Annotated in this window: 20 protein-coding genes; 3 read left to right on the top strand and 17 right to left on the bottom strand. The window is 43.6% G+C overall.

Features of this window, described 5'->3' with window-relative positions:
* Positions 1 to 180: 180 nt before the first annotated feature.
* The 3 genes from DYD62_RS06070 to DYD62_RS06060 form a co-directional block, all read right to left on the bottom strand.
* The gene (locus DYD62_RS06070; RefSeq protein ID WP_165928803.1) at positions 181 to 1743 is read right to left on the bottom strand and encodes an EAL domain-containing protein; all 1563 of its coding nucleotides are present in this window, start codon (positions 1741 to 1743) and stop codon (positions 181 to 183) included.
* 376 nt (positions 1744 to 2119) lie between these two features.
* The gene (locus DYD62_RS06065) at positions 2120 to 2845 is read right to left on the bottom strand and encodes a helix-turn-helix domain-containing protein (RefSeq protein ID WP_165928802.1); all 726 of its coding nucleotides are present in this window, start codon (positions 2843 to 2845) and stop codon (positions 2120 to 2122) included.
* 115 nt (positions 2846 to 2960) lie between these two features.
* The gene (locus tag DYD62_RS06060) at positions 2961 to 3632 is read right to left on the bottom strand and encodes a response regulator (protein ID WP_115226526.1); all 672 of its coding nucleotides are present in this window, start codon (positions 3630 to 3632) and stop codon (positions 2961 to 2963) included.
* Positions 3633 to 4906: 1274 nt separating this feature from the next.
* Here DYD62_RS06060 and DYD62_RS06055 point away from each other — a divergent pair.
* On the top strand, positions 4907 to 6244 hold the full coding sequence (locus DYD62_RS06055; RefSeq protein WP_115226525.1) for a GGDEF domain-containing protein: 1338 nt from the start codon (positions 4907 to 4909) through the stop codon (positions 6242 to 6244).
* An 85-nt stretch (positions 6245 to 6329) separates the two neighbouring features.
* Here the strand turns inward: DYD62_RS06055 and DYD62_RS06050 are convergent, their stop codons facing one another.
* From DYD62_RS06050 to DYD62_RS05990, 14 genes are all read right to left on the bottom strand, one after another.
* Positions 6330 to 7184, bottom strand: coding sequence for an IS3 family transposase (locus tag DYD62_RS06050; protein ID WP_233702933.1), 855 nt, complete (start codon positions 7182 to 7184; stop codon positions 6330 to 6332).
* On the bottom strand, positions 7150 to 7416 hold the full coding sequence (locus DYD62_RS23960; protein ID WP_233702875.1) for a transposase: 267 nt from the start codon (positions 7414 to 7416) through the stop codon (positions 7150 to 7152). Before DYD62_RS23960 ends, DYD62_RS06050 begins: the two co-directional genes overlap by 35 nt.
* 124 nt (positions 7417 to 7540) lie before the next feature.
* Positions 7541 to 9478: a hypothetical protein gene (locus DYD62_RS06045; RefSeq protein ID WP_115226523.1), complete on the bottom strand. Its 1938-nt coding sequence runs from the start codon at positions 9476 to 9478 to the stop codon at positions 7541 to 7543.
* 282 nt (positions 9479 to 9760) lie between these two features.
* Positions 9761 to 10690, bottom strand: coding sequence for an IS1595 family transposase (locus tag DYD62_RS06040; RefSeq protein ID WP_115226522.1), 930 nt, complete (start codon positions 10688 to 10690; stop codon positions 9761 to 9763).
* Positions 10691 to 10785: 95 nt separating this feature from the next.
* Complete coding sequence (locus tag DYD62_RS06035; protein ID WP_115226521.1) at positions 10786 to 11886, bottom strand: IpaD/SipD/SspD family type III secretion system needle tip protein; 1101 nt, start codon at positions 11884 to 11886, stop codon at positions 10786 to 10788.
* Between the two features lie 76 nt (positions 11887 to 11962).
* A complete protein-coding gene (locus tag DYD62_RS06030; protein ID WP_115226520.1) occupies positions 11963 to 12991 on the bottom strand; it encodes an IpaC/SipC family type III secretion system effector in 1029 nt (342 codons plus the stop codon).
* A 70-nt stretch (positions 12992 to 13061) separates the two neighbouring features.
* Positions 13062 to 14936 (bottom strand): type III secretion system translocon subunit SseC family protein, encoded by a 1875-nt coding sequence (gene sctE, locus DYD62_RS06025; RefSeq protein ID WP_115226519.1) that lies wholly within the window; start codon positions 14934 to 14936, stop codon positions 13062 to 13064.
* The gene (sicA, locus tag DYD62_RS06020) at positions 14933 to 15472 is read right to left on the bottom strand and encodes a type III secretion system translocator chaperone SicA (RefSeq protein WP_115226518.1); all 540 of its coding nucleotides are present in this window, start codon (positions 15470 to 15472) and stop codon (positions 14933 to 14935) included. Before sicA ends, sctE begins: the two co-directional genes overlap by 4 nt.
* 676 nt (positions 15473 to 16148) lie before the next feature.
* Positions 16149 to 17210: an EscU/YscU/HrcU family type III secretion system export apparatus switch protein gene (locus tag DYD62_RS06015; protein ID WP_115226517.1), complete on the bottom strand. Its 1062-nt coding sequence runs from the start codon at positions 17208 to 17210 to the stop codon at positions 16149 to 16151.
* The gene (gene sctT / locus DYD62_RS06010) at positions 17210 to 17983 is read right to left on the bottom strand and encodes a type III secretion system export apparatus subunit SctT (RefSeq protein WP_165928810.1); all 774 of its coding nucleotides are present in this window, start codon (positions 17981 to 17983) and stop codon (positions 17210 to 17212) included. Before sctT ends, DYD62_RS06015 begins: the two co-directional genes overlap by 1 nt.
* A gap of 77 nt (positions 17984 to 18060) precedes the next feature.
* On the bottom strand, positions 18061 to 18324 hold the full coding sequence (locus DYD62_RS06005) for an EscS/YscS/HrcS family type III secretion system export apparatus protein (protein WP_115226515.1): 264 nt from the start codon (positions 18322 to 18324) through the stop codon (positions 18061 to 18063).
* A gap of 60 nt (positions 18325 to 18384) precedes the next feature.
* The gene (locus DYD62_RS06000) at positions 18385 to 19053 is read right to left on the bottom strand and encodes an EscR/YscR/HrcR family type III secretion system export apparatus protein (protein ID WP_115226514.1); all 669 of its coding nucleotides are present in this window, start codon (positions 19051 to 19053) and stop codon (positions 18385 to 18387) included.
* Positions 19054 to 19057: 4 nt separating this feature from the next.
* Complete coding sequence (locus DYD62_RS05995; RefSeq protein ID WP_115226513.1) at positions 19058 to 19975, bottom strand: FliM/FliN family flagellar motor switch protein; 918 nt, start codon at positions 19973 to 19975, stop codon at positions 19058 to 19060.
* Entirely contained in the window at positions 19972 to 21465 is a 1494-nt protein-coding gene (locus DYD62_RS05990; protein WP_115226512.1) for a SpaN/EivJ family type III secretion system needle length determinant, read from the bottom strand. Before DYD62_RS05990 ends, DYD62_RS05995 begins: the two co-directional genes overlap by 4 nt.
* A gap of 355 nt (positions 21466 to 21820) precedes the next feature.
* Between DYD62_RS05990 and tnpA the strand changes: the two genes are divergently transcribed.
* Positions 21821 to 22258 (top strand): IS66 family insertion sequence element accessory protein TnpA, encoded by a 438-nt coding sequence (gene tnpA, locus DYD62_RS24500; protein ID WP_115226511.1) that lies wholly within the window; start codon positions 21821 to 21823, stop codon positions 22256 to 22258.
* On the top strand, positions 22255 to 22596 hold the full coding sequence (gene tnpB, locus DYD62_RS05980) for an IS66 family insertion sequence element accessory protein TnpB (protein WP_207916849.1): 342 nt from the start codon (positions 22255 to 22257) through the stop codon (positions 22594 to 22596). Before tnpA ends, tnpB begins: the two co-directional genes overlap by 4 nt.
* Positions 22597 to 22635: the final 39 nt, after the last annotated feature.

Here is a 22635-nt window from a genome sequence, read left to right as displayed (position 1 = left end):
TAATTTCATGCTTACATTGACTCCGAAATTTCACATGGAAGGTTTTAAAATCAATATTTTACCAAAAAAAAATTGTGCTCTTTCAAAAAACGACTATTCACTGTAAATCATAAGTTCACAAAATATGTGACCGATACTCTAATATAAGTAAGCTTATTATGGATTATTCAAAGACAACACTTATTTTGGTCTATTTCGTAATAAATACGCACCCAAAAAATCATTAATTGGCTCAGCTTTTCCAAAGAGCCAACCCTGCCCCCATTGCACGCCCAAATCTAGTAGCGCTTTATGCTGCTCTTTCGTCTCAATTCCTTCTGCAATAATAGTTAAGTCTAATTTATGTGCCATAGCGATAATATTGGGCGTCACACTGCGGCCGATTGCATCGCTACATAGCGTAGCCACAAAACTACGGTCAATTTTTAGCAGGTCAAGTGGCAATGCGTGCAGGTAGCTTAGGCTTGAGTAGCCCGTTCCAAAATCATCAATGGCCAAACGATAACCAGCACAACGCAATGCGTTCAATTGTGCCAACATCTCCTTATCCTTGGTGATGCCACGCTCAGTGAGTTCTAACTTAACTTCGGCAGGTCGCAAGCCATACTGTACTTCCAATTCCTGTAAAAAAACTAACAACCAATCATCTTGCAAATCCTGAGGAGCAACATTAATCGAAACACTAAAATCTTGAAAATTTTCCCGTAAAACGACCATATCTTTTGCCGATTTTGTTAGTACAAACCGGGTTATGTCACTGATTTTCCCCATTAATTCTGCTTGTGAAATAAAATAGTCAGTATTTATTAATTGGCCATCAAAATCCCAGCGTATTAATGCTTCTGCTCCTATTATACGTTCAGTTTTCAACTCAACGATCGGTTGATAAAGAACATGAAACTCATCATCTGGAAGCCCGCGGCTTATTAAATGATCTAAACTATATTGGCTTTGCACCCTAAAAAAAATATAAATAAACCCAATAAGAATGATTGCTAAATTAGCAGGCAAAAAATAAATCCAATAGCGCTTCCATGCTGATTTAAACTGAGCATTACTTATTCCCATTTCTACAAGATACTGGCCCGAAAAAATATTTTTTTCATAGTAAAAAGCGAGGTCTGCATAGGGTAGTGGCTCAGTGAAACCCACATAATACTCACCGTGCCTAATAGATAGCAAAGGCTTCAACTTCTGGTTTATATCAAGGGAACTTAAAATACTAAGTGGATTAAACTCAACAATATAAGCCCCCCGCCCAGCGACCAAGTGATTTAACCCATAAAGAGTAGCTGAGGGCCAATACCCCCAAATTCGCACTCCATTATCCATAGTAATGCTTGGGTCGGTAGGTATGCCGTAATTTTTTATTCCCTTGTTATTGCAAACAATATTCCCATCAACGACATATGAAATTGACATAACATGAGAGGATTTATATAACTGTTGATTAATATATTGCAGATGACTTTTTGAGCAAACTTCAAATTCTTCAGGGTGCGTCCCTAACTCTCTCATTACATTAAATGCACGTATCCCATTTAAATACAATTGATTGGAATAAGTATTCAGGTATTCTTTAAAGGTGTAATAAGTCCAGCCCCATGAACAAAAAAAGCTTAATAAAAAAACAGTAAAAAAACACAACATATTATATAATAAAACATTTTTAAATGCTTGCTGACGTCGACAGTTTGAGCTGACCATTTCCGAAAAAAATGGCCAATACATTTTTTCTTTCATATATTCTATGAGCTTTTTCAACATAAGCAGCATTGTAATTAAAATTATTTAAAAAAATACAAATACTTTAACCAACAAACAAATTATGATAATGCTGTTAATTTTAAAAAAATCAATTTATTGAGTTTTGATTAAATTTAGCACACTCATTTCTATCTGTGCTACTAGTTAAAGTGCTCAAGGAACAACAGTCTAAATCAATAATAAATTAAGAATAATTAACCTATTTTCTTAATTTATTGATCGGTCTAAAGTTAAGAGAAACGATACCACCGACAATACCTTGTACCACCTAAGGAGTTGGCATGATCACGCAACCACATCACTACAAAACAATAGAAAGAGGCATTCCATTATGAAATTAAGATGTAACTGCTTAGAGTAATTTACTTGGTGCGGCACCAAATATTTTTTTGATATCTTGAGAAAAGTGCGAGGCCGAATCGTAACCATTATCTGCTGCAATCTTTGTGCAAGCATCTTTGCCTGCCAAGGAGGAGAGCATGGAATCCATCGCACGCCAACTCATTAGCTCAGTTTTTACCCTCCCCCCCAAAGCTTTCTTACTCAATTTTCTAAAGTAGCTGCTTGATAAGCCATAAGATCGCTGCAATTCAACCATTTTGTGCTGACCATAGTTTTTAAATAAAAATCGCACCAGCTGATAAGCTTCAGATTTTCTTAGCAAAGCAGCCAACTGTAACTGCTCAGGCACTGCGTGTAGTACACCGGTAATAAACCATTGATCTAGTGCTTTACGTGAAGACAAACAATCAGCGGGCAAACTTATACATAGCCCGGCTGATGGAGCACTCACCATTTGAGCACTAAACCCTAAATCCAGAAAAACCAAGCATTTCGCCAACACATGCATCGGCAACAGAGCGTACTCTCCCCCCTGAATGCTTAGCTTGCTTATTCCATTATCAGGATACAGCTGCAAAAGAACGGTATTGGATGCTGCATCTTCTAGCGGCGGCAACAACTGTGCATTCAATAGCAACGGAGCTGGCGACTTTAAAGACCTCAACAAAATCATTTGAGTAGTATGGAGCATGACAGTAGTGCGCGGTAATGACTTCCATTGCAAATTTAAATCCATGTCACCTCCTAAGGAATATCTAAAACAAAACATTTAATCAGCTATTCCACCCTCAAATGACGCTGATATACAGATGAATTACATCCACATAATTTCAAGCAAACAAAACAAATATTTACTTATCGAGTCCACCCGTAGTAACAAGACCGACTTCTACCGCATATTTATATAAATCACCATCACGCTCGGTATTCAATTTGCGCATAGCACTATTTTTTTGTGAACTAATCGTTTGCTTGCTCCGATGTAACTGTGCGGCAATTTCATTTACCGACATCCCGCCTACGAATAGTCGTACAACTTCAACCTCTCTATCAGTCAGCACAGGCACTCTGTCAAAACTCGCTGTCTCATCATTAATTTCGTTCAAAACTCGGGCCACCGTTGTCGAGAAATGGCTACCACCACTATATGCCGCGTAAATAGCTGGAGCCAAATGAGATAAATCATCTGACTTACTCACAATGCAGCGCACTCCCTGAGAAAGCAAACTACGCAACACCAAACTACTGTTCACTGAAGTCATCACCACAATGCCCAATTTAGGATAGCGGCGCTTCAAAGTACTCAACATACTACTTCCATCGCCATAAGCACCACCCGGCATTGAGTAATCGCTCACCAAAACGCTACAGTCATGTAACTCAAGCAACTGAGCGATCTGGGTCGAATTACTGGCGCACCCTTGAACTCGGATGCTGGGTGCATCGCCCAAACTCGCGATTACGCCCATTAAAATGGCCGGATGATCATCTGCAATAATAATATCAATCCCAAACGTAGCCATGCCTACGCTCCTTGTAAAAATCGAGCACACATCAAGTGTCGTATATTTTTTATCAATTCCAGAACTAAGATCAGTAATTGGTAAAGCCAGCTTTAGCACGCTCAACAGCACCCAACTCCCACTCTAGCGTCAGAAAAATTTTTAAGTTTCCTGTCTAGCAATAGCTCGTTCATCTCAGCGTACAATTTATTCTTCTCCACAATCAATACTGTAATATTTCATAGCTTAGTTAAGATACAGGCAGAACGAACCCACATCTGTATTTCTGCGAGGATGTATGGCTCCCTTCGGGCTTGTGAATTAATCTAGCTCAGATTACTATCCTAGATAAAACAAAGAAAATAAGATCATACAAATTTTTCCTTACCATACAGCCCTGCTGTACTCACAATTGCTCCTAAGTCAACAAGCAATTTAAAAATCAAGTATATCGAATGATACGAGCAAAAAACACGGGACAAATCTTAAACAAAATTCAATTGGTACTGACTAGTACGAAGAGCAAATTTATATACTAAATATTAGTAAAAAATCATAAATGGGTTTATATTTTAAAAAAATATAATAAAGCCATCCATAATACTCCCTCTCCCAATGGAAATTAATAGTAACCCCCGTATTTTTAATTAAGGTTAAAAGTAGAGCGATGCAACAAACGCCGATTTCTATTCAATAATTTAGTACTGGCTGTGCACCACACGCCCTGCATGTAAAGAGAAATCAACTTCATTATCTAATTCTTCATAATTAAAATTATCAGTCACGTTGAATAAACGAATACTTTGCATCAGCATGGAAACGATGATGCAGCAAAACTTAGCACGCCACTTAGATGAAGAATGCGGAACTCAGGTAATCCCCCCACAAATCAGGCACCGTAGCATCGGCTTCGGCCTATTTTAAAATCGCCACAATCTGGCGTTATAAATTACCCGCGACTTTCATGCAGAGTTCCCCCAAAGAAGCAAGGAAATTCTATTTTAAAAATGGGCAGGTTCTTTCTGCAAGGGGCTTACCGAGAAGGGGCTACCACATAAACATTCCTGATTATGTCTCTTGCTCAGTCAAGAGCGCGTACCGCCATTACCTGGATTTAGTAAAGAGCGCACGGAATAATGGCGCACAACCAATTTACTCCCCCGAAGTAGCTACGTTGTGCTAACAGCTAAATCAAGGGTTCCGGAGCAAGAGACATAATCAAGTAAACATTTAAACTGGAAATTTAAGTAATTCAAACCAATACTACTGCATGATTACTATCTTGAGGCTTGGTCATGCTCACAAAAAAAAAACTCAGAGGGCGGGAAGCCATCCAATATATTCATCTATCACTCAGCTTTTTAATTATATGCACTGTAGGCCTTTTATTTTGGCAACACTATGGTATGAATAATTTTTTACGATTAGACCCTTTGAATTTTCATAAAGTAAAAGCAAATGATGACAGAGAAGATAACCAGCTAGGTAGAAGTATTGCCAAACTAACCACAACCCCTGATTATTGGAGATTAGACTGCCAGCTAAACCCTGGCCATCGCGTACCATATTGCTCAATAGACCTCGATCTCAGCCAAGGCAACCATGGTATTGATATCTCTAAATATGACAAGCTCACAATTCATTATCGTTATCAAGAAGTTCAAGAGCAAATTGTTTTACTTCTTATCAATTTTAACCCTGATTATAGTACAAGCAACGATTATCGTAGTCATAAATTTAATCAAGCTTTTCTTCCTGGAGCCATAGGCTGGAGCACTAATTCATTAGTAGGAAATCAATTTAATGTAGCATCATGGTGGATTACTGATAAAAAAATTCCACCTAAATGGACTCATAACGAATTTTCAAATATACGCGAAATACGTTTAACAACAGGACGACACCTTCCCCACGCTAACCGTCAAATCGATTTAGCTTATATCGAGCTTAGCGGAAAATATATCAATAAAGATACCCTACAACTATTACTACTCTTAGCATGGGGAGGCAGTGCTGCACTCTGGTTAGCAATTGAATTACGGCGGGCAATATGCGCTTTACAACGTAGCTCTGAACGGCAGCAACATTTAGAAAACGCTCAGAAAAAATTACAAGAAATAAATAGCTTACTTGCAGAACGAAACATGCACGACCCATTAACACTCGCGCTTAACAGAGAGGGACTTAATATATTACTCAGCAATATATTGCCACAAGCGCAACTCAGTATTATTTTTATTGATATTGACTATTTTAAAAAAATAAATGACACCTATGGCCATGGCATAGGGGATCAAGTTCTTTGTCAGCTTGTTGAGCAAGTTCAGCAACGGATTCGGCCTAACGACAAATTAATTCGTTTAGGAGGGGAAGAGTTCATTTTGCTCTGTCAGGGTAGCGGATTAACTCAAGCAGTAAAATTAGCAGAAAAACTACGCATATGGCTATACAGCAACCAAGCTTGGCCTGCCGGAATCACCTTTAGCTGTAGCTTCGGTGTCTCTGAACGACAAAATAATGAATTATTTGAACAAGCGCTACATCGAGCCGACAAAGCCCTTTACCGTGCAAAAACAAGTGGACGGAATCGCGTTGAAATTGCAGAGGAAGCCAATCAACAAAACATAAACTAAAGTAGTCAGAGTTTAGTGGGCACGCCAGTTTGGAAAAATTGAGCAAGGTAATCCTCCCATTTTTAAGCTCACTTAAAAGTAGAGGTCAGGCATGTAATGCCAGTTTTTGTTTCGGGGTGATGCCGCCTAACCCCATATGTGAGCGCTCGTTATTGTAAGTCCAAAGCCATTGCGTTGCAGTTTCTTGCACTTCAGCAAGACTTTCAAAATCATCGCAAGCCAGCCATTCATATCGAACGGTGCGATTATAGCGTTCAATATACGCATTTTGCTGCGGGTTGCCGGGTTGAATATAGGCCAATTCAATCGATTGTTGTTCTGCCCAATTTTTTAATATGTGACTAATGTATTCAGGGCCATTATCAGACCTGATTCGTTTTGGTTTACCACGCCATTCAATAATTTGATTCAGGCTGCGTATGACGCGTTCTGCTGGCAAAGAGAAATCGACTTCAATGCCCAATCCTTCCCGATTAAAATCATCAATCACATTGAATAAGCGAATGCTGCGGCCATCGGCTAATTGATCGTGCATAAAATCCATCGACCACGTTTCATTTTTTGCTGCTGGCACCGCTAATGGCTCTGGCATTTCGCGATCTAAACGTTTTTTAGGCTTAATCCGCAGATTTAACTCTAAATCGCAGTAAATCCTGTAGACCCGCTTATGATTCCAGTGTTTTTTCTTGACGTTGCGCAGATGCAAAAAGCAGAGGCCAAAGCCCCAGTTACGATGCGTTTCCGTGCGCTGGACCAATGAATCAGCGATTTGAGCGTTTTCGGCATCCAACTTACGAATATAGCGATAGCAAGTTGTGCTAATCGCAAAACTAGCGCAAGCCGCACGAATGGACACGGACTTGGTTTCAACGGCCCAGTGAGCCATCTCGCGACGCTGAGATGTTTCAGAGGATTTCTGACATGGCTTCCTTAATGATATCCGCCTGCATTTGGGCTTCGATATACATCTTTTTAAGGCGTTTGTTTTCGTCCTCCAGCTCCTTCATGCGCGTCATCATCGAAACATCCATGCCGCCAAATTTAGCCCGCCACTTATAGAAAGAGGCCGAACTCATGCCGTGCTCGCGGCACAGATCTGGGACGGTCGAGCCAGCTTCGGCTTGCTTTAAAATCGCCATAATCTGGCTGTCGGAATAGCGTGCTGCTTTCATGTAGAGCTCCTCAAACACTGCGAGAAAATTCTACTTAAAAATGAGCTGGTTTTGTGGGGGGATTACCGGGATTACAAGCCCCCTCACTCTTAATTCGCCGGAGAGATGGCTATATTTACCGCCCTCACTTCTGAGGCAAAGGAGTTGGGGAATACATATACTGCCAGCTTGTATTTTTTTTCTCAACGGCTGCCGGTGCACCTAATGCCCTAGGGTAGTAGGATTTAGCACGAGCCTGAACAAAGGGGCCCTGCGAATTACCACTTGCAGACATTAAATCGACAGCAGCTGCGCCAGTTTCCCCAAAAATATTAAAAGTTGATCTTTCTGCCGAAATCGAAAATGGTGCACTACCCCCCCCCTGCTGAGCCATGTTAGATTCTACACTCGCCAAGTTGGACACATCACTCTGCCGCAAGTCAATGTCATTTAGAGCCGATAAATCCTCAGCACTAACACTATGTTTTTTAGTGGCAACAACGGGTGAAGAGTCCGTAGACACACTAGAGCCTTTGCTAAAGGAAGCTCTAGCATCCTTTGTAATCTTAAGCTGATTTTCGCTAGCATTCACCTGCCAATTATTTCCAAGACCACGCACTTTCCGCAGCACAACCACATCCTCCTCCTTCGAGAGGACCAAGGAGGGCACGATAGAGCTCGATGCTGTTTCACTCGCACTATTAGCCACTGTACTGAAATCCAAAATTTCGACTATTGAAGACCCATGCTGGTCAGAGGAGGATGGCTTATCCTGCAAAGTCTCATTATCATGCTCGGCGATATAGGGAGAAGCTTCGCTTTCTTCCTTCTTAAGAACAGTGGCAGGACCCTCTTCAAGCATCACTTCATTCACTACCTCCCCGCCCTCTATTCCATTTGCATCTTTTTTTTCAGAAACAGGCAAATTAGCAGCGATCTCAGGCATCCAGACTGACACATTTTCGGATGCCAATGTCTCCACATCGGATACATGCTTATCCTCCCCCTTCTTGCGAACCATGACACCCCCCCCTGTCAGCAAGGAAGATGAAGTTTCGGCTGGAAGGTTATCCATCTTATCCAAGAGAGTTGTGTCTGAATTATATTGACTTATCAAAGATTCAGAACTCTCGGTAAAAACTTCATTATTATTCACCTGAGGGGAATTTGTATGTGCACCAGATTGATCTACCGAATCATCAGCAGAACTCTCAACACCCACCATGCGATCCACAAGATTAGACTGTTCTGCTGGCGCCTCTTCAACAAGCAAATCGGGGATATTGAGGGCTGCTTTCACCGCATCGGCCAAAAAAGTCAAACGATTAGAGCCACCCTGATCACCACACGAGCTCTTGATAGCCCCCCCAATGAGATTTTTTAACCATGGTGATTGATTTTTCTCCAAGTCATCAAGAGCATTGTAGCGCCTAGGCATGACATACGTACTCTCAGCCAATTTGATGAGACTAGTATGTTCTTTATACGATGCGCTTCCCTTACTAGGATCAATCAACTTAAGAAGAGCTAGATCAAGATTCTTGAGTTTAATAAAATTTTTACTATTTTTTGCAGAGTATGCTTGAAAACCGCTCGCCTTTGGGTTTTTAGAGTGTTCTTCAATAAGCGAGTAATACTGCTTCTCGAGTTTGTCAAGCTGAGCTAATGCCACACTATTGTCCGTCAATTTCTCTCTAGCTAGCATGCTAATCAAAAAGAAGTTTTTTGCACGCCCACAACCAAGGCCATCATTAGGCAATCGATTAAAGTCATCCGCTTTCAGCCCCCCTCCTTTAATGATCCGGTCAAGGCATTTTTTAACAACAACTGGACTCAAACTAGCCCCATTCCATTTTAGGAGCTTTGCCTGAGAAGAAGAGGGACTCGGCTCATTACTGACCGAAGTCAATGGCAACAAACTCGACCTCGTTTGCAGTGACGGTGTGACTCCAGCCACCAAAGGATCCAATCGGCCAGAATTAGAGGAAGCTACTCCGCCCGAAGTTGATGGCGTTACCACATATTTACCCGCCAGACTATGGAAATAATTTTTCACAACAGAAAAAGCTGAAATTATTGTCATATTTAATTTCCTTATTGGTAATGTAATTTAAATAATTGATAAGAAGGTGCCACTGTATATAAATCTCAATAAAAAACAATTCTTAACAAGATACGCTTTTCAATATACTATTTTTTTAGATAAACATATAAACTGTGCTATACAGCGCACTTAACAAAAGATATATATTGCTTGTAAAATTCAAGAGAGCCATAAATTTATCAACGAGCCTTCCTACCGCTCATATATTTTCTAGCACGCCTCACAAAACAATCACATTCCTGATTATGTCTCTTGCTCAGTTCATTGCCCACGCGGGCATGGTGTAGCTATTAGTAAGGCATGTAGCATGCGCGGAATAAGGGCGCATAAATCAAAACGCCGATTAAATCGATATTGCATCTCCGCCAAATAGCGGCCTGCATATTGACTGTATTTAAATGCATGATAAGTGCCAGATTGTGCCGTTTTTAAATTACCCAGCATCACATTCAGCCATTTAAATGCATCAATCTCTGTGCCAACCTTGCCTTTGGGCGCTTGAACAACTTGATGCTTAAATCCCAATTGCCGTACCACCTCAAAACCAAGCAGGCCGTCCGAAGTGACCGTACTCCCCAGTGCCAAAGCCTTTTCTGGCCATGGTTTGAGCGCTTCGAATGAAAAGCCTTGTACCGGATCAAAACGCAACCGATGAGGACGCCCATCTCGCATTTCAACCGCAGCCACAAAAGCGACCTTATTTTCAGATCCACGTCCACGCTTGCCACCGTGCCGCTCGCCGCCCAGATAAGCATCATCGATCCGAACATCACCACTCAAGGGTAGATTGACCTCTCGTTGTCTCATGGCCTCCATGAGCTTATGTTTCAGCAGCCATGCGGCTTTCCAGCTAATGCCCAGTTGCCGGCGCAGCGATAAAGCAGCGATATCTGTTTTTAATTGCGTCACCAGATAAATGGCCAGAAACCACTTAGTCAGGGGGAGTTGCGACTGGTGCATCATGGTTCCTGCTGTCAGGCTGGTTTGGTGCGCACAATGATCACAATCCCACAGCCGGGTTTTGCCTCGTATAAATGTGCAGGCATTCTGTCCATGGCACTTGGGGCAACGAAAGCCTTGTGGCCAGCGCGCTTTTTGCAATGCGGCTTCGCATTGTTGCTCTGTACCGTACAACTGGATGAACTCAGGCAAAGACAAGCCCTTTTGCATCTGGATACCATTGATTGACATGATCCACCCCCGCAAAGCAGAACGTTCGTTCACTTTACGCCGCACGAATAGCTAAATCAAGGGTTCCGGAGCAAGAGACATAATCAGGTTAGTAATTAAAAGCGCAAAGCATTTTTTGCAGCTTCCTCCAAAGAAGAAGTCATGCTACTCAATACTTTAACAATATTGTCGTATAGTGAATTAGCACGTCCAAATTTTTCAGCCAAAACTTGCACCGTACTTTGGATCTGTTCTTTTTGAGTGCTATGGGCCGTTTGCCAACTCTGAAAAATGGTATTATTTAATTTAGCTTCACGGGCATCCGCCCAACGTCCACTATTCATTGTATAAGCATCAGAACGAATAGCACCCGCCACACCATATTTCGGAGAAAGACTCATTGGAACCTTTGTACCGCTGTTATTGTAATTACTCGCCACAAGAATCTGCACCAAAGGCTCCAGATTAGGATACACACACCATTTTCTATCTTTCATCTTTACATATGCTGGACGTGAGCTCCCTAAAATATCTGCATCAGCAGCTAAACCCAACTCCTTAGCCCAATACTTTGCCTCTTGCTCTGTATCACAACTTACTAAGGCCTCGTTTTTGTGCTTTAACATAACGTCTAATAAATCATTTTGCAATGAATCAACATTAACAATCATATCAGTTGTATCTCTTGCTGAAAAATAACCAGCCAACTTGGTAATCGTTGTACTAAAATCTTTAAAAAAATCAGCATATTTACTAGTTGCATTCGCAAATATTTTTTGATAGTTTCCTTTTATATCGACCATATGGTCGCTAATCATCTCCAAAATTTCTCGATCACTCATCAACTTGAACATGCTGTCAGCGTTTGAGCGCAGCCCCCCCTCATGCTGCAATGCCCGCAACTCAGGCGGCAAATTATCGCGAAGGTAAGCGCTCTCAGCAGGCAGCTGGCTATACACTTCGCGAACATTCCTCTGCAGCACCTGTTCTGCGGAGGCTTGCTCCTCTAAGGCAACTTTTAGGCCTTCTGGCCGTACGGCGATATTGTGCAAAGCCTGCTCCACGCGAGCAACACTGCCCCCCCATGTTTCCACCCCGTCCAATTGCGCTAGCGGCGTATCGAAGACAGGATTTTCTATGTGCGTTTGCTGGCTTGAAAGTGAGGAGGCATTCCGCCTTAACTCCACAGCACTCATTATGGACATCATGTTTTCCATTTAAAATAAAAGCTGCACGGCACAAGAGAAAATTTCACTCCTTCTAGCCGTGCAAACCATAAAATCCGTACCTGACTTAAATTTTACTAGCCACCGCAGCAAACGCATCACGTTTACTTTGCACATAGTCACGCAACATGGCTTGCAATTGCTTCGCTAAATCTAAGCTGCCATTACCTACATCATCCGCATTTTTGCTCGCCTGATTGATTACATTCACACCTGCATCAACCATGGTGCGCAAGGCATCTTCATTCTTTTGTACAGTTTGTCCAGCCCCATCAACGAGAGTTCCTACTGGCAGAGTGGCAATCACTTGGGCTTGGCCAGACAACTTACCCGCACGACTTACTTCCAGTTGATGAGCCTCTTCATGGCTACGAACCATATGCATCTTAGACGCACTCTCCTTAGACAACGTTGCTTTAGTTCGAGGGGGCATTTCTGGATGCTGACTAAGACGCAATTGGTTTTTCTCTACCTCCAACTTCAGTCCATTCGCTTTCCCTTGATTATTTATCAGAGAATTTTTATGGGTCTGATGTGCTTTCACACCTTTGCCTAACGACACACCTGCAAAACCAATACTTACAGCAGCACTGCTAATGGCAGTTCCAAGTGCCGCACTACCAGACAAACGTTGCGAATCAGCCGATGCCTTAGAGCCATCAAAGCTCAATACGGTAAGCTTTCCCCCTAGATTACGTTCACTTGCACTTTGTTCCAATTGCAAAGCCTTCAGTTGTACAATTAAGGCGAGCAGTAAATCGCTATCCATAGGTACGCCGCGCATTTTGTCGCTGCTAAACAAGGTGTGTAGCGCAAAACTCTCATCTTGCGGGGCTTCCACTACGGCGTCTAAAGCGTCAAAAACTTGCTTAGTAGCCGCTCCATCCAGGCTCAACTCCGGCGCACGTAAATCAGGTGCACCTGCCATGATGCTGCTACGTGGAACGGCATGAGGTAACGCTGCAGCCTTTTCTTCAAATCCTGCACTCAGTTTCTTACCCTCGGCAGTCCCTTTTACATCAGCCACGCTTTTTAGTACTGCTGCGGAAGTAGAAAATACAGGGGAACTTTTAGCTGCTGAAATCGCTGTCGTCATACAATCACCTTTGAAGTAAATTACTGCTTAGGACAAAGCTGCCCTATTTCATTTAAAAAATATGCAAGGCTTAGGCCACACGTGTTCTTTGCGAAATAAATTGTGCAGTTGCAAGCTGCTGCTCACCCGCTATAGACATATGTTTCATCAAATCATCAACAACCGACATTTGCTCGCTCATTTGCTTAATCGCGTCAGTCATAGCCCGCTTGAATACATCTTGGCTAGCGCGGCTTAAAGTAATGTCAGCAAGCGCATCACTCGCATTATTTTTATGCACCCCAACGCCAATTTGACCGCCAGCCTGTATGCTCTGCTGAGCAAAACCACCGACTACTTGCGCCGTTTTTAAACGCGTGGCATTCAGCGCCACATCTCCAACGTTAATATGCGCGCGCTTAGCCAACGTCACTAAAGATTTCGTCACAGACTTACCTACCCCTTTAAGGCCTGCTTGGGCCGCTGCCGCAAACTGCTTAATGAGTGCAGGAATCATCTTGGAAATGGTATTTGATATTGCTGCACCAAATTTTTCAGCCACTTTTGCCGCCGCCCCCTTGCCAACTATCGCTACAAGAATCACCGCAAGTACCAAGACCGCCGCGGCAAGCACTGTTCCTACAATATCGGCAATCTTTTTATCCACTCCCAGACCCTGTAGAACGCCACTTATTAACTTAGTCAGCGCTTCCAACAAAGGCTTAATCACCGCATTCATCACCGGGTTTAACACTCGCTCAGTCAGGCTTTTTCCTGTAGTGTATTCAAGCACCGTGTCCAACACCATGAGTGCAACGCCAATTGCAGCCAATGCTAAACTGGCTCCACCAGTAAACAAGGCCCCCGCTACCGCAACAAGGGTCAATAGAGCCCCCAAAATTTTACCTACGCAGCCCATGACATAGTTAAGCTCCTCTGCTTTTCGCTGCTCGGCAGCAGCTTCCTCAGCTTTTTTTTCTAAATCCTTAACCACCTCAGCCTGACGCGCCTTCATTAATGCCAATTTATCTTGCATTTCTGTTTCGCTGGTTTGACCAATGATGTCCTGTAAGACACCCAATAGGAAAGTCAGCTCAGCCGCCCCAGTACGTAGCTGCCCCAAATTTTGCACAGCGCCCATACCCCCCTTCTCTTTGAATTGTGAATGCAAAGAAACAAGATCAGCCTGTGCCTGCTGTGCTTCAGAGCCCGCATTTAGCACCAACTGAAGCTGTTCTTTAGCGGTATTCCACGCTGCTTTAGCTTCACTCTCGACCTTTGTCAAGCCAAGCAAACCATTATCCAAAGCTTTAGAGGCATCGAGAATCATTGCTGCAGCTACAAGCGAATCTGGCTTACTTACATCACCCGAGAACGGCATAGCTTGGCCATATTTCTCAATAAAAGCCTTTTTAAGATTTTCCAGCGTATTTGAAAGCTCATTTTTTGCTTGCTCTCTATTCTCAACCGCAAGCTGCAAGTTAGCCTCAAATCGCTTTACTTGCTCCGCTGTTGGCTGGCGACTCGCCAGATCTTTTGCCTTCTCATGCAGCGTATCGGCCTTTGTTTGTGCCTCGCCAAGAGCCAAACCCATTGTCGCCAAAGCCGCTTCACGTGCATCCGCACTTTGTTTAAAAGCTTCCAATTTTGTCTTTAAGCCATTCACTGACATGTCTTGCATGATTTCCATTAATTGCGCCATTACCGCAACAAGTGACAAATCTGGCTCTGCTTGACGTTGCGCCACCGTCACACTTGGTGGCGTCAACTGTGGCGCTTTACTAGATCCAGTGGGTTTAGCCGCCCCCAAATCCATATCCGCACTTTGTGCCAGCAGCTCCATCTTCGCTAAAGAATCATGAATAGCACCTAACGCCTCCATCGGTCCATTGATCAAATCTGGACTGATCTTTAACGCCTCAGGATTCACGTTATAACGATTTGACTGAATCAGTATTTCGCTCATAATTGGAAAAACTCCTTCATTTCATTTTCAGCTTCATTTTCAGCTTCATTTTCAGCTTCATTTTCTGACTGCACATTTTGCATCGCCTTTAAATAAGCTTGTGCCCGTTCAGTTAATGGCCCCTTCGCCCCATGCAACAGCACCGTCTCAAAACACTGCTTTGCCTTACTTACCTTTTTCAAATGCAAATTACACTGACCCGCATAAAACATCGGGCGGTAATCATTTTTTCCTAAAGCAAAAGCAAGTGAATATGCACCAGCCGCCTTCAGATACTCTTTACGCATCTGAAAAATAGCCGCTAAGCCCATCGCATAGTCTGGGTCATACATATCGTACAAACACAAAAACCTAAAAAATGTTTCTGCTTCATCCAAGCGCCCCTGCTGATAAAACTCAAATGCATAGGCATAAATCCCCTCCATTACATTACTGGGAACACCCTGAATGTCTTTAAGTGCCGCACCATTGAGTATGGCTTCCCACAAGATCTCAGCAGCACCATCATCCATTAAGTCTTCATTCATACTATTCATCTTACTTTCCTTTAATCCGCCATTTGCAATAGGGCTGACGGTGCTAATTAAACCACGGAGGTATATTGCTCACTATTAAAAAACGACACTCCCCCTCTTCGGGAAAGTAGCTTAATAAACAACTACGTCCCCTTTTGCTTAAGGCGACGCTTAATACATACGAGGAGTTAATGTAAAAGACTATATTTCCTACTGACTAACATCTCATCTAGCAAACCTTCTTTAAACTAGCAAACACAGGTTGTAAGCTATACAAATCTATTTCACAAAATCACGAAATTTTCTCTGATTTACAGATGGTCTATTTAAATTGAAGAGTTAAACTGCAGACAGCAAAGCCCATATCCTTCATGTTTAACATGAGGTATCTGTTCTAATTTAAAACAATCAAAGTCTTTGAAATATATATTTTCATAAAAAAACGAAACCAAGAACAAAATCATCATCATTTAACGAGCGCTAGCGCCGAATGAACTTTGTTTTTTTGACCTGCAGATTTACATCTAGGAAGATGCCTTACATTGAATGAGGGATCTTGCTGAGCATATCCATACTTGCTCTCTTTTGTTTAGTCTCGATACCGTAGTAAGGGGACATTTATTTTTTACCTAGCTTTTACCATGCATAGTGGCACAGGTTTAAATTAAGGCAAATACCCCCTCATGCATGACCTTTATCATGAATCGAACGTAAGCGAATCCCCATTTCCTGCACGGGCCTTTTCGACTTCTAGTAACCAAAACAGCACCTTGTACACCTCTTCAACCAGCTCATAAGGCACAAAGGTATAACGCGTTGCCACTTTAAAAATGGCACGAGTTAAACGAATATCACGCACCACAGGTATCCCAATTTTTTCTGCATAAGCAATCACCGCACGCGCTTTTTGCTCTGTTTCCAGTACAGACACAAAGGGCAACGGTAGCGACTCCGTATCCATATACACACCAATTGCAATATGGGTCGGGTTAGCAAGCACAAACTGTGACTGCGCCACATCACTTTTTATTTGCTCGGACAACAACTCCTCATGCACCTCACGACGCCGTGACTTCACCTCCCTACTCACTTCAGCCTGCTTATGCTCTTGCTTTACCTCATGCTTTTCCATCTTGAGGTTTTTGATATACAGTAAGTAATCTACCCAGGCATCCATACCAATGATAAAAATAAATGCCGCCACACAATAGAACACAAGAATCACACCCGCTTTAACCCAAGCCGCCCCTGCCTCTGCAGTTGAAACATAGAGTTGAGCCAGCAGCATATGCCTTTGAAAAACCCAAAAGGCATAAGCCACTGTAATAGTTAGCAATAAATAGAAAACTGCCTTTACCAACTCTTTTACCGTTTTCATACTAAACAGCTTCTTAAAGCCAGAAACCGGATTCAAAGCACTAAAATCAATTTTGATTGCCTCAGTTGCAAACACAAGGCGGCTTTGCCATAGTGATGGCAATACAGTGGCAACTACGCAGGCCAAGATAATGGGCAAGGAGAGAGTTAAAAATGCAAAAACAAGCTCTCGTGCCGCATCCGCCGGAGGTGTTTTAAAACCCTTCTCAATAAAACCACAATACATTTCTACTACAGCATTAAAAGAGCGCGTTGCGGTAAAACCAACTCCTGCAACCAAAATACACAGCACGACCATGTCGCGGCTTTTATAAGATTGACCCTTTTTAGCCGAATCAAGTAGTTTTTTAGCCGTTGGCTTTTCAGTTTTTTCCCCGGCCATTAATGCCCACCCTTAACAAATAATTCATAACCAGCAAAGTCGCCCATCATCTTCATCATTTCACCCGGAAATACAGGACCGAAATAAATCATAAAAATAAAAAAGGCAATCATGCTCTTAATCGTGAGAGACACTGAAAAGGCATTCATTTGCGGAGTAAAGCGCGACAACAAACCCAGTAACACTTCAGACAAAATAAGCGTTAGCAATACAGGAGCCGCCAACATAAAACTATTTGCCACTAAGCGCCCTAAATAGGGGATCAAGGTTTCTAAACGGATTTCGATGCTATTGAGCAAACCGACTTGTTGATAACTATCTATTAACAGCGATAACAAGAGCTGCATACCGCCAGCCTCTAAAAAAATCACCCCTGCAAATAAGTTCAACAGATTGGAGGTTTCTGCCGACTCCAATCCATTCACCGGATCAATTGAACTACTGATAGTGGCCCCACGCGCCACATCGATATAAGCGCCAATCGCATGAAATACCCAAAATGGAAAAGCCACCATACAACCCAGAGCCAAACCAACTACAGCCTCTTTTAAAGCCAGTACCGCATAATCCCCCCCATTCACCTGAGATACATCTCCCCCCACTAAAGGCCACAATCCGAATATCAGCAGTAGAATCACCGCATTACGCGTTACCATATGTCCGAGTACGTTATTATTCAAAAAAGGCAAAAATAAAAAAATCACCGCAATCCGCGCGTAAATCAACGCGGCCGCCAACATATATTCTTGCCAGCGCGAAAATAACTCATACATCAACATAGGCTATGACAATCTGACCATATAAAATAATAGCTCAACATTTCCTTTACCCCTACCTCGCTAACAACAAATTAGTGACGTGGATCCAGGGCCAAATGCATCAATTCCACCGCATAGCTCAGTAGGTGCTCACCATACCAACCTGAAAACATAAATAGACACACAATCACGGCGATCAACTTTACCCCAAAAGGCAGCGTTTGCTCTTGCAATTGAGTTACGGTCTGAATCAAACCCACTAACAACCCCACCAACGTTGCCACTGCCACCGGAACCGCAGATAAAACGAGAGTCAAATACAGCGCCTTATTACCGGCATATACCAAATCATCCATATAACCTGTCCTTTATTTCTATTTCTGCTTTGGATTACCGGAAAGAAAAAACCTTTAACGTCAAGCTGCAAGATCGATATATTGCATGACCAGCCCCTTTACCAGCAGAGTCCAACCATCCATTGCCACAAATAGAATTAACTTTACGGGCACCGAAATCGTTACTGGACTCATCATCATCATGCCTAATGACAATAAAATGCTGGAAATCACTAAATCCACAACAATGAAAGGTAAATATAAATAAAAACCAATCTTAAATGCTTCCTTAATTTCAGTTAATGCATAAGCTGGCAACAGGGCAATAATGGCCGGCTCAGACTCTGGCTCTGCTATTTTTTGTGTATTTTTCTTAGCTTCGCCTAAGCGTCCTGCTTGTGCCTTTTGAAAAAAATCGACCAACTCCGGATCTGAATATTTTTTTAAATACGCACGATACCCACTCAGCCCACCATCCATGAAATTGACAACAGCCTCTACACTCTCCAGCTTCACATTTTCAGTTTTATAATAATCGTAGGCTTGCTGCCCTACTGGCATCATTACAAATACTGAAAGCAACAATGCAATGCCATTTAAAGTCATATTAGAGGGCACCTGCTGCACCCCCAACGCATTCCGAATCAATACAAATACAATCGAGAACTTAACGAAACAAGTGCCTGATGCCACTAAAAATGGGAACAAAGTAGCAAATGACAGCAGTGCAATAAGTGAAATATCATTCATTGAATCATGCCGAACGTATTAAGCGCTGAATTTCTACGCCCAAACGTCCATCGTCCAATTGCACTAATTCCCCACCTGCAAAGCACATGTTATTAATATAGATTTCAACATTTTTTTGTGCCTCTACCGGCAAATCAATCACATCACCTAAATCTATAGACTGCAATTGAGCCATGCTGAGCATTTTTTTGAATAATACAAAAGTCAATTCAACGGGTACTTTTTTTAAATCTAAGAGCTGATTTTCTGGCACAGGTACAACACCTATACTCTCCTCTTGTTCTGCGTAATCCTGCAACATTAACTTCTCCTCATAAAGCTCAAACGTAAATAGGGGATGAGTGCCACAACTCAATTGGCAATCGATTTCTTTAATTAATAAAACGTCTCCCAACACTAAAGTCGGGATGGTCTGATAGGCTAAGTAACTACGCCCTAAATTAGCGGCCAACTCAATTTTTACTGCGTTAAAATCAAAATTCGCACCAAGCGGGTGAGCTTCCTGCTCTAAAGCCTCCACAAATAAGCCCCCACTCAGCATGCTCACACAAGGTAGCGTATGCTCAACTAAAGGCGTACTAAGCAGCTCCAGTACCTCGATATGCGTTAAGTCAAGCCCATGCTCTGCACAAGTGAGTTGAGTTAATTCCTCGACCAATAAATTCCACAACAACTTTTCATCCACGCAGTGCCAAGCAATGCCAGCCAAGCTTGGCATACTGTGGCCCGCCCAAGCGTGCACATCCAACAGGGCAATCACGGATGCAACGCCAGCTAGGTCGCCTCGCAAGCGAATATAGCGCGCGGTGCCAAGCGGTAACAAAACAGCTTCGGTATAACCTGCACCACGCAAGCGAATCAGAACACGGCTTCGCTCTAAACTTGCAACATCTACCTTACGCAAACTACTCAATGGCATCATTCTTCATTTTCCTCTTCAGCTAATTGAGCACGTGCCTGTCTGCGTGGCATATCATCATCACGGCGCTCACTAGCCTCAATCCGCCAGTGCTGCGGCATATCATGATCCTCTCCATACGTTTGCAAGGTATGTTGAACCTTGACATCAGAGGGCACAAATCGCACATCACCAGCACTGAGCGTGTTAACGTTTACAAAGGCATCATTACCCCAACTTTTAAAATGATAGGTGAGCCCTTGCTGCTCCACAGGGCTAGGAATCACTTGCAGAACAGGAGCTGGCATAGGCCGTGCACCAGGATTACTAACAAACTCATAATGTGGGCCATTCAAATTTGGCTCCGGCAGCATCTGTAATGAGGCACTCGTCACAAGCTCTTGTGCACGAACAGGTCGCTCAGCCTGGCCCGCTTGTGATGTGCTCGCAGGCAGCTCGGAAGCAGAGTCATTTCCTACAAAAACAGGCAGAACCGCAGAAACCTTCGAGCCTCGTGCAAGCACAAGCGGCCCAACTATCTGCTCCTCCACTGAGGAAGGGGCCAGCATAGCCAGCTCTGACTGAGCGCCCACAGCAAGTGAACTATCAGGTACGCCCCCAACAACTGATGGCGTAAAGTGCTCCATAGCAGCTAAAACCATAGATTCAGAGCCAAGCTCTACTGAACTTGATGGACTATGCACACCAGACATCGTTACATTTAAAGCCGGACCGACACCTTTTGTCTCGTATGTGCCAGCCAAAGGCAGTGTAGGCGTAGAGGCCGCGGGCAATGCCGCAACAAAGTCCCTATCCCCTTCGCCAATAGACATCGGCACCTCAGTAGGTTCACTGAGTTGGTTTATGATTGGAAGAAAGGAGAATAGGCTTGATAACCCTCTTTCCTCTTGTTCTTGCAATCGACTGACTTTTCGCATTGATTGAGGCGTATTGTGCAATCGTTCCACGTCTAACCTCTTTGCCCCTACAACACTGGGCGGCACCACGGATGTCAATAAAGATAAAGTTTGAAGGGATACAAGTGCATCTTGTCCCCCAAGCGACTTCATTTCACCTTTAGCAAGAGGGTCTAAACTCAGGCATTTCCCACCGACATTCTGCTTTAGCTTATCTCCCAGCAAAGATGTTGATTCACCCACCCTTGCCTGAGGCAAACCCAGCACGCACAGAGAATCCAAGACTACAATTAGATTTGGAGCCCAAGAAAGGGGTAAAGCAACACCTAGATCTGCCGACGAATCCGTCTCAGACTGGGCATTGACACAATTAATCTGGCAATCTGGCGGTGCTAAATCCATGCCTAAGGTATCAAGTAACGGTGCTGGGTCTGTATCTTGCAACCCTTGAAGCATAATCTTCAAGGCATCGGCGTCGGCAAATTTAGCATGTGCATTGAACACTAGTTGCGCATGCGCACTCGCCAGAGCATCCCCAACGCCAGTACTCCGCTCTTCTAGACCTAGGTGTTTGCCACCAAGCGAGTGAATTTTCATTTACAGTGATTTCCTTACGATGAGCGCGACCCCCATCCTGTCCAATATCAAGCGAAAAATACCCAGTCAAACACCACACTTAAATGCAGAAAAATGATGCTTGGTCAGATCTCATTTGCACCAAACGGCACACCTCTAGAGACCACACTATTAAGGCCTAGATTATCTTCATCACCCCGGTTTAAATAAATGGGACAAGTACGATATCGTTACCTAAAAAAGGCATGACTCGTCAGTTTTATTACATAACCGAAGAACAACTGATGTAGGCTGCTAAATATGGACACCTTCAATGTAAGCCCCCAGCGCTCCCGTTCCATTGTGTACTTTAAATCTGGCATCCTGCATTTTTTCAATGTGGGGCCGCATCATGACTCATCAGCAGCGTCGGGCACTTTGGCTTGAACGGGTTCGGGATTGGCGTGCTAGCGGTTTATCGATGGCGGAATTTTGCCGGCGGCACGATTTAAAACGCCCCACCTTGGCGGCTTGGGTTAAGCGGGATTTGCCGCACGCGGCCTGTGAGCCGAGCGACTTCATTGCGCCCACCTCTGCGCCTGTGTCATCGGCAACACAGGCCCCGTTAGTACAATGCGCCACAGCAAATCCTACTCGCATGGCCACAACTGTGGCTGGCGCGCCATCGCCGGCATTCACGCTGGTCGCTACCGAATTACCCTTAAACGCCCATTCCGCCTCGATGTGTTTACTGCTGCCCGGTGGTGCGCGTTTGACTTTGCCGATAACAACTTCGGCCGATTGGCTGGCTACGCTATTGCGGGGTTTGCCATGATGCCCGCTTTGAATTCGCTGCATTTGATCGTCGAGCCGGTCGATATGCGCTTGGGCATTGAGGGCTTGTCGGCAAAAGTGCACGCCGCCTTGCAACGATCCCCTTGTGATGGCGCGGCGTATGCGTTTCGCAATCAGCGTAGTAATCGACTCAAAGTGTTGCTGTGGGATGCCACAGGGGTGTGGCTGCTGCAGCGACGTTTGCATCAAGGGCGTTTTGTGTGGCCGCAAGCTAATGAGGCGGCATTTGTACTCGATGCAGCGCAGTGGCAATGGCTGACGATGGGGGTGGATTGGCAACGTTTATCACCCCCCGCTTTGGGCGTACGTTTGTATTGACGCTGGGTCAAATAGGGGGCGATGTGTTGCCTTGAAAGC

It is taken from the genome of Iodobacter fluviatilis (genome assembly GCF_900451195.1).
GTDB classification, from domain to species: domain Bacteria; phylum Pseudomonadota; class Gammaproteobacteria; order Burkholderiales; family Chitinibacteraceae; genus Iodobacter; species Iodobacter fluviatilis.
This window is presented reverse-complemented; position numbering and strand designations above follow the sequence as displayed.

Coding starts and splice junctions, on each gene's coding strand:
- DYD62_RS06070 (WP_165928803.1), bottom strand. CDS start 1,743: ATGAAAGAAAAAATGTATTGGCCATTTTTTTCGGAAATGGTCAGCTCA.
- DYD62_RS06065 (WP_165928802.1), bottom strand. CDS start 2,845: ATGGATTTAAATTTGCAATGGAAGTCATTACCGCGCACTACTGTCATG.
- DYD62_RS06060 (WP_115226526.1), bottom strand. CDS start 3,632: ATGGCTACGTTTGGGATTGATATTATTATTGCAGATGATCATCCGGCC.
- DYD62_RS06055 (WP_115226525.1), top strand. CDS start 4,907: ATGCTCACAAAAAAAAAACTCAGAGGGCGGGAAGCCATCCAATATATT.
- DYD62_RS23960 (WP_233702875.1), bottom strand. CDS start 7,416: ATGAAAGCAGCACGCTATTCCGACAGCCAGATTATGGCGATTTTAAAG.
- DYD62_RS06045 (WP_115226523.1), bottom strand. CDS start 9,478: ATGACAATAATTTCAGCTTTTTCTGTTGTGAAAAATTATTTCCATAGT.
- DYD62_RS06040 (WP_115226522.1), bottom strand. CDS start 10,690: ATGTCAATCAATGGTATCCAGATGCAAAAGGGCTTGTCTTTGCCTGAG.
- DYD62_RS06035 (WP_115226521.1), bottom strand. CDS start 11,886: ATGGAAAACATGATGTCCATAATGAGTGCTGTGGAGTTAAGGCGGAAT.
- DYD62_RS06030 (WP_115226520.1), bottom strand. CDS start 12,991: ATGACGACAGCGATTTCAGCAGCTAAAAGTTCCCCTGTATTTTCTACT.
- sctE (WP_115226519.1), bottom strand. CDS start 14,936: ATGAGCGAAATACTGATTCAGTCAAATCGTTATAACGTGAATCCTGAG.
- sicA (WP_115226518.1), bottom strand. CDS start 15,472: ATGAATAGTATGAATGAAGACTTAATGGATGATGGTGCTGCTGAGATC.
- DYD62_RS06015 (WP_115226517.1), bottom strand. CDS start 17,210: ATGGCCGGGGAAAAAACTGAAAAGCCAACGGCTAAAAAACTACTTGAT.
- sctT (WP_165928810.1), bottom strand. CDS start 17,983: ATGTATGAGTTATTTTCGCGCTGGCAAGAATATATGTTGGCGGCCGCG.
- DYD62_RS06005 (WP_115226515.1), bottom strand. CDS start 18,324: ATGGATGATTTGGTATATGCCGGTAATAAGGCGCTGTATTTGACTCTC.
- DYD62_RS06000 (WP_115226514.1), bottom strand. CDS start 19,053: ATGAATGATATTTCACTTATTGCACTGCTGTCATTTGCTACTTTGTTC.
- DYD62_RS05995 (WP_115226513.1), bottom strand. CDS start 19,975: ATGATGCCATTGAGTAGTTTGCGTAAGGTAGATGTTGCAAGTTTAGAG.
- DYD62_RS05990 (WP_115226512.1), bottom strand. CDS start 21,465: ATGAAAATTCACTCGCTTGGTGGCAAACACCTAGGTCTAGAAGAGCGG.
- tnpA (WP_115226511.1), top strand. CDS start 21,821: ATGTGGGGCCGCATCATGACTCATCAGCAGCGTCGGGCACTTTGGCTT.
- tnpB (WP_207916849.1), top strand. CDS start 22,255: ATGATGCCCGCTTTGAATTCGCTGCATTTGATCGTCGAGCCGGTCGAT.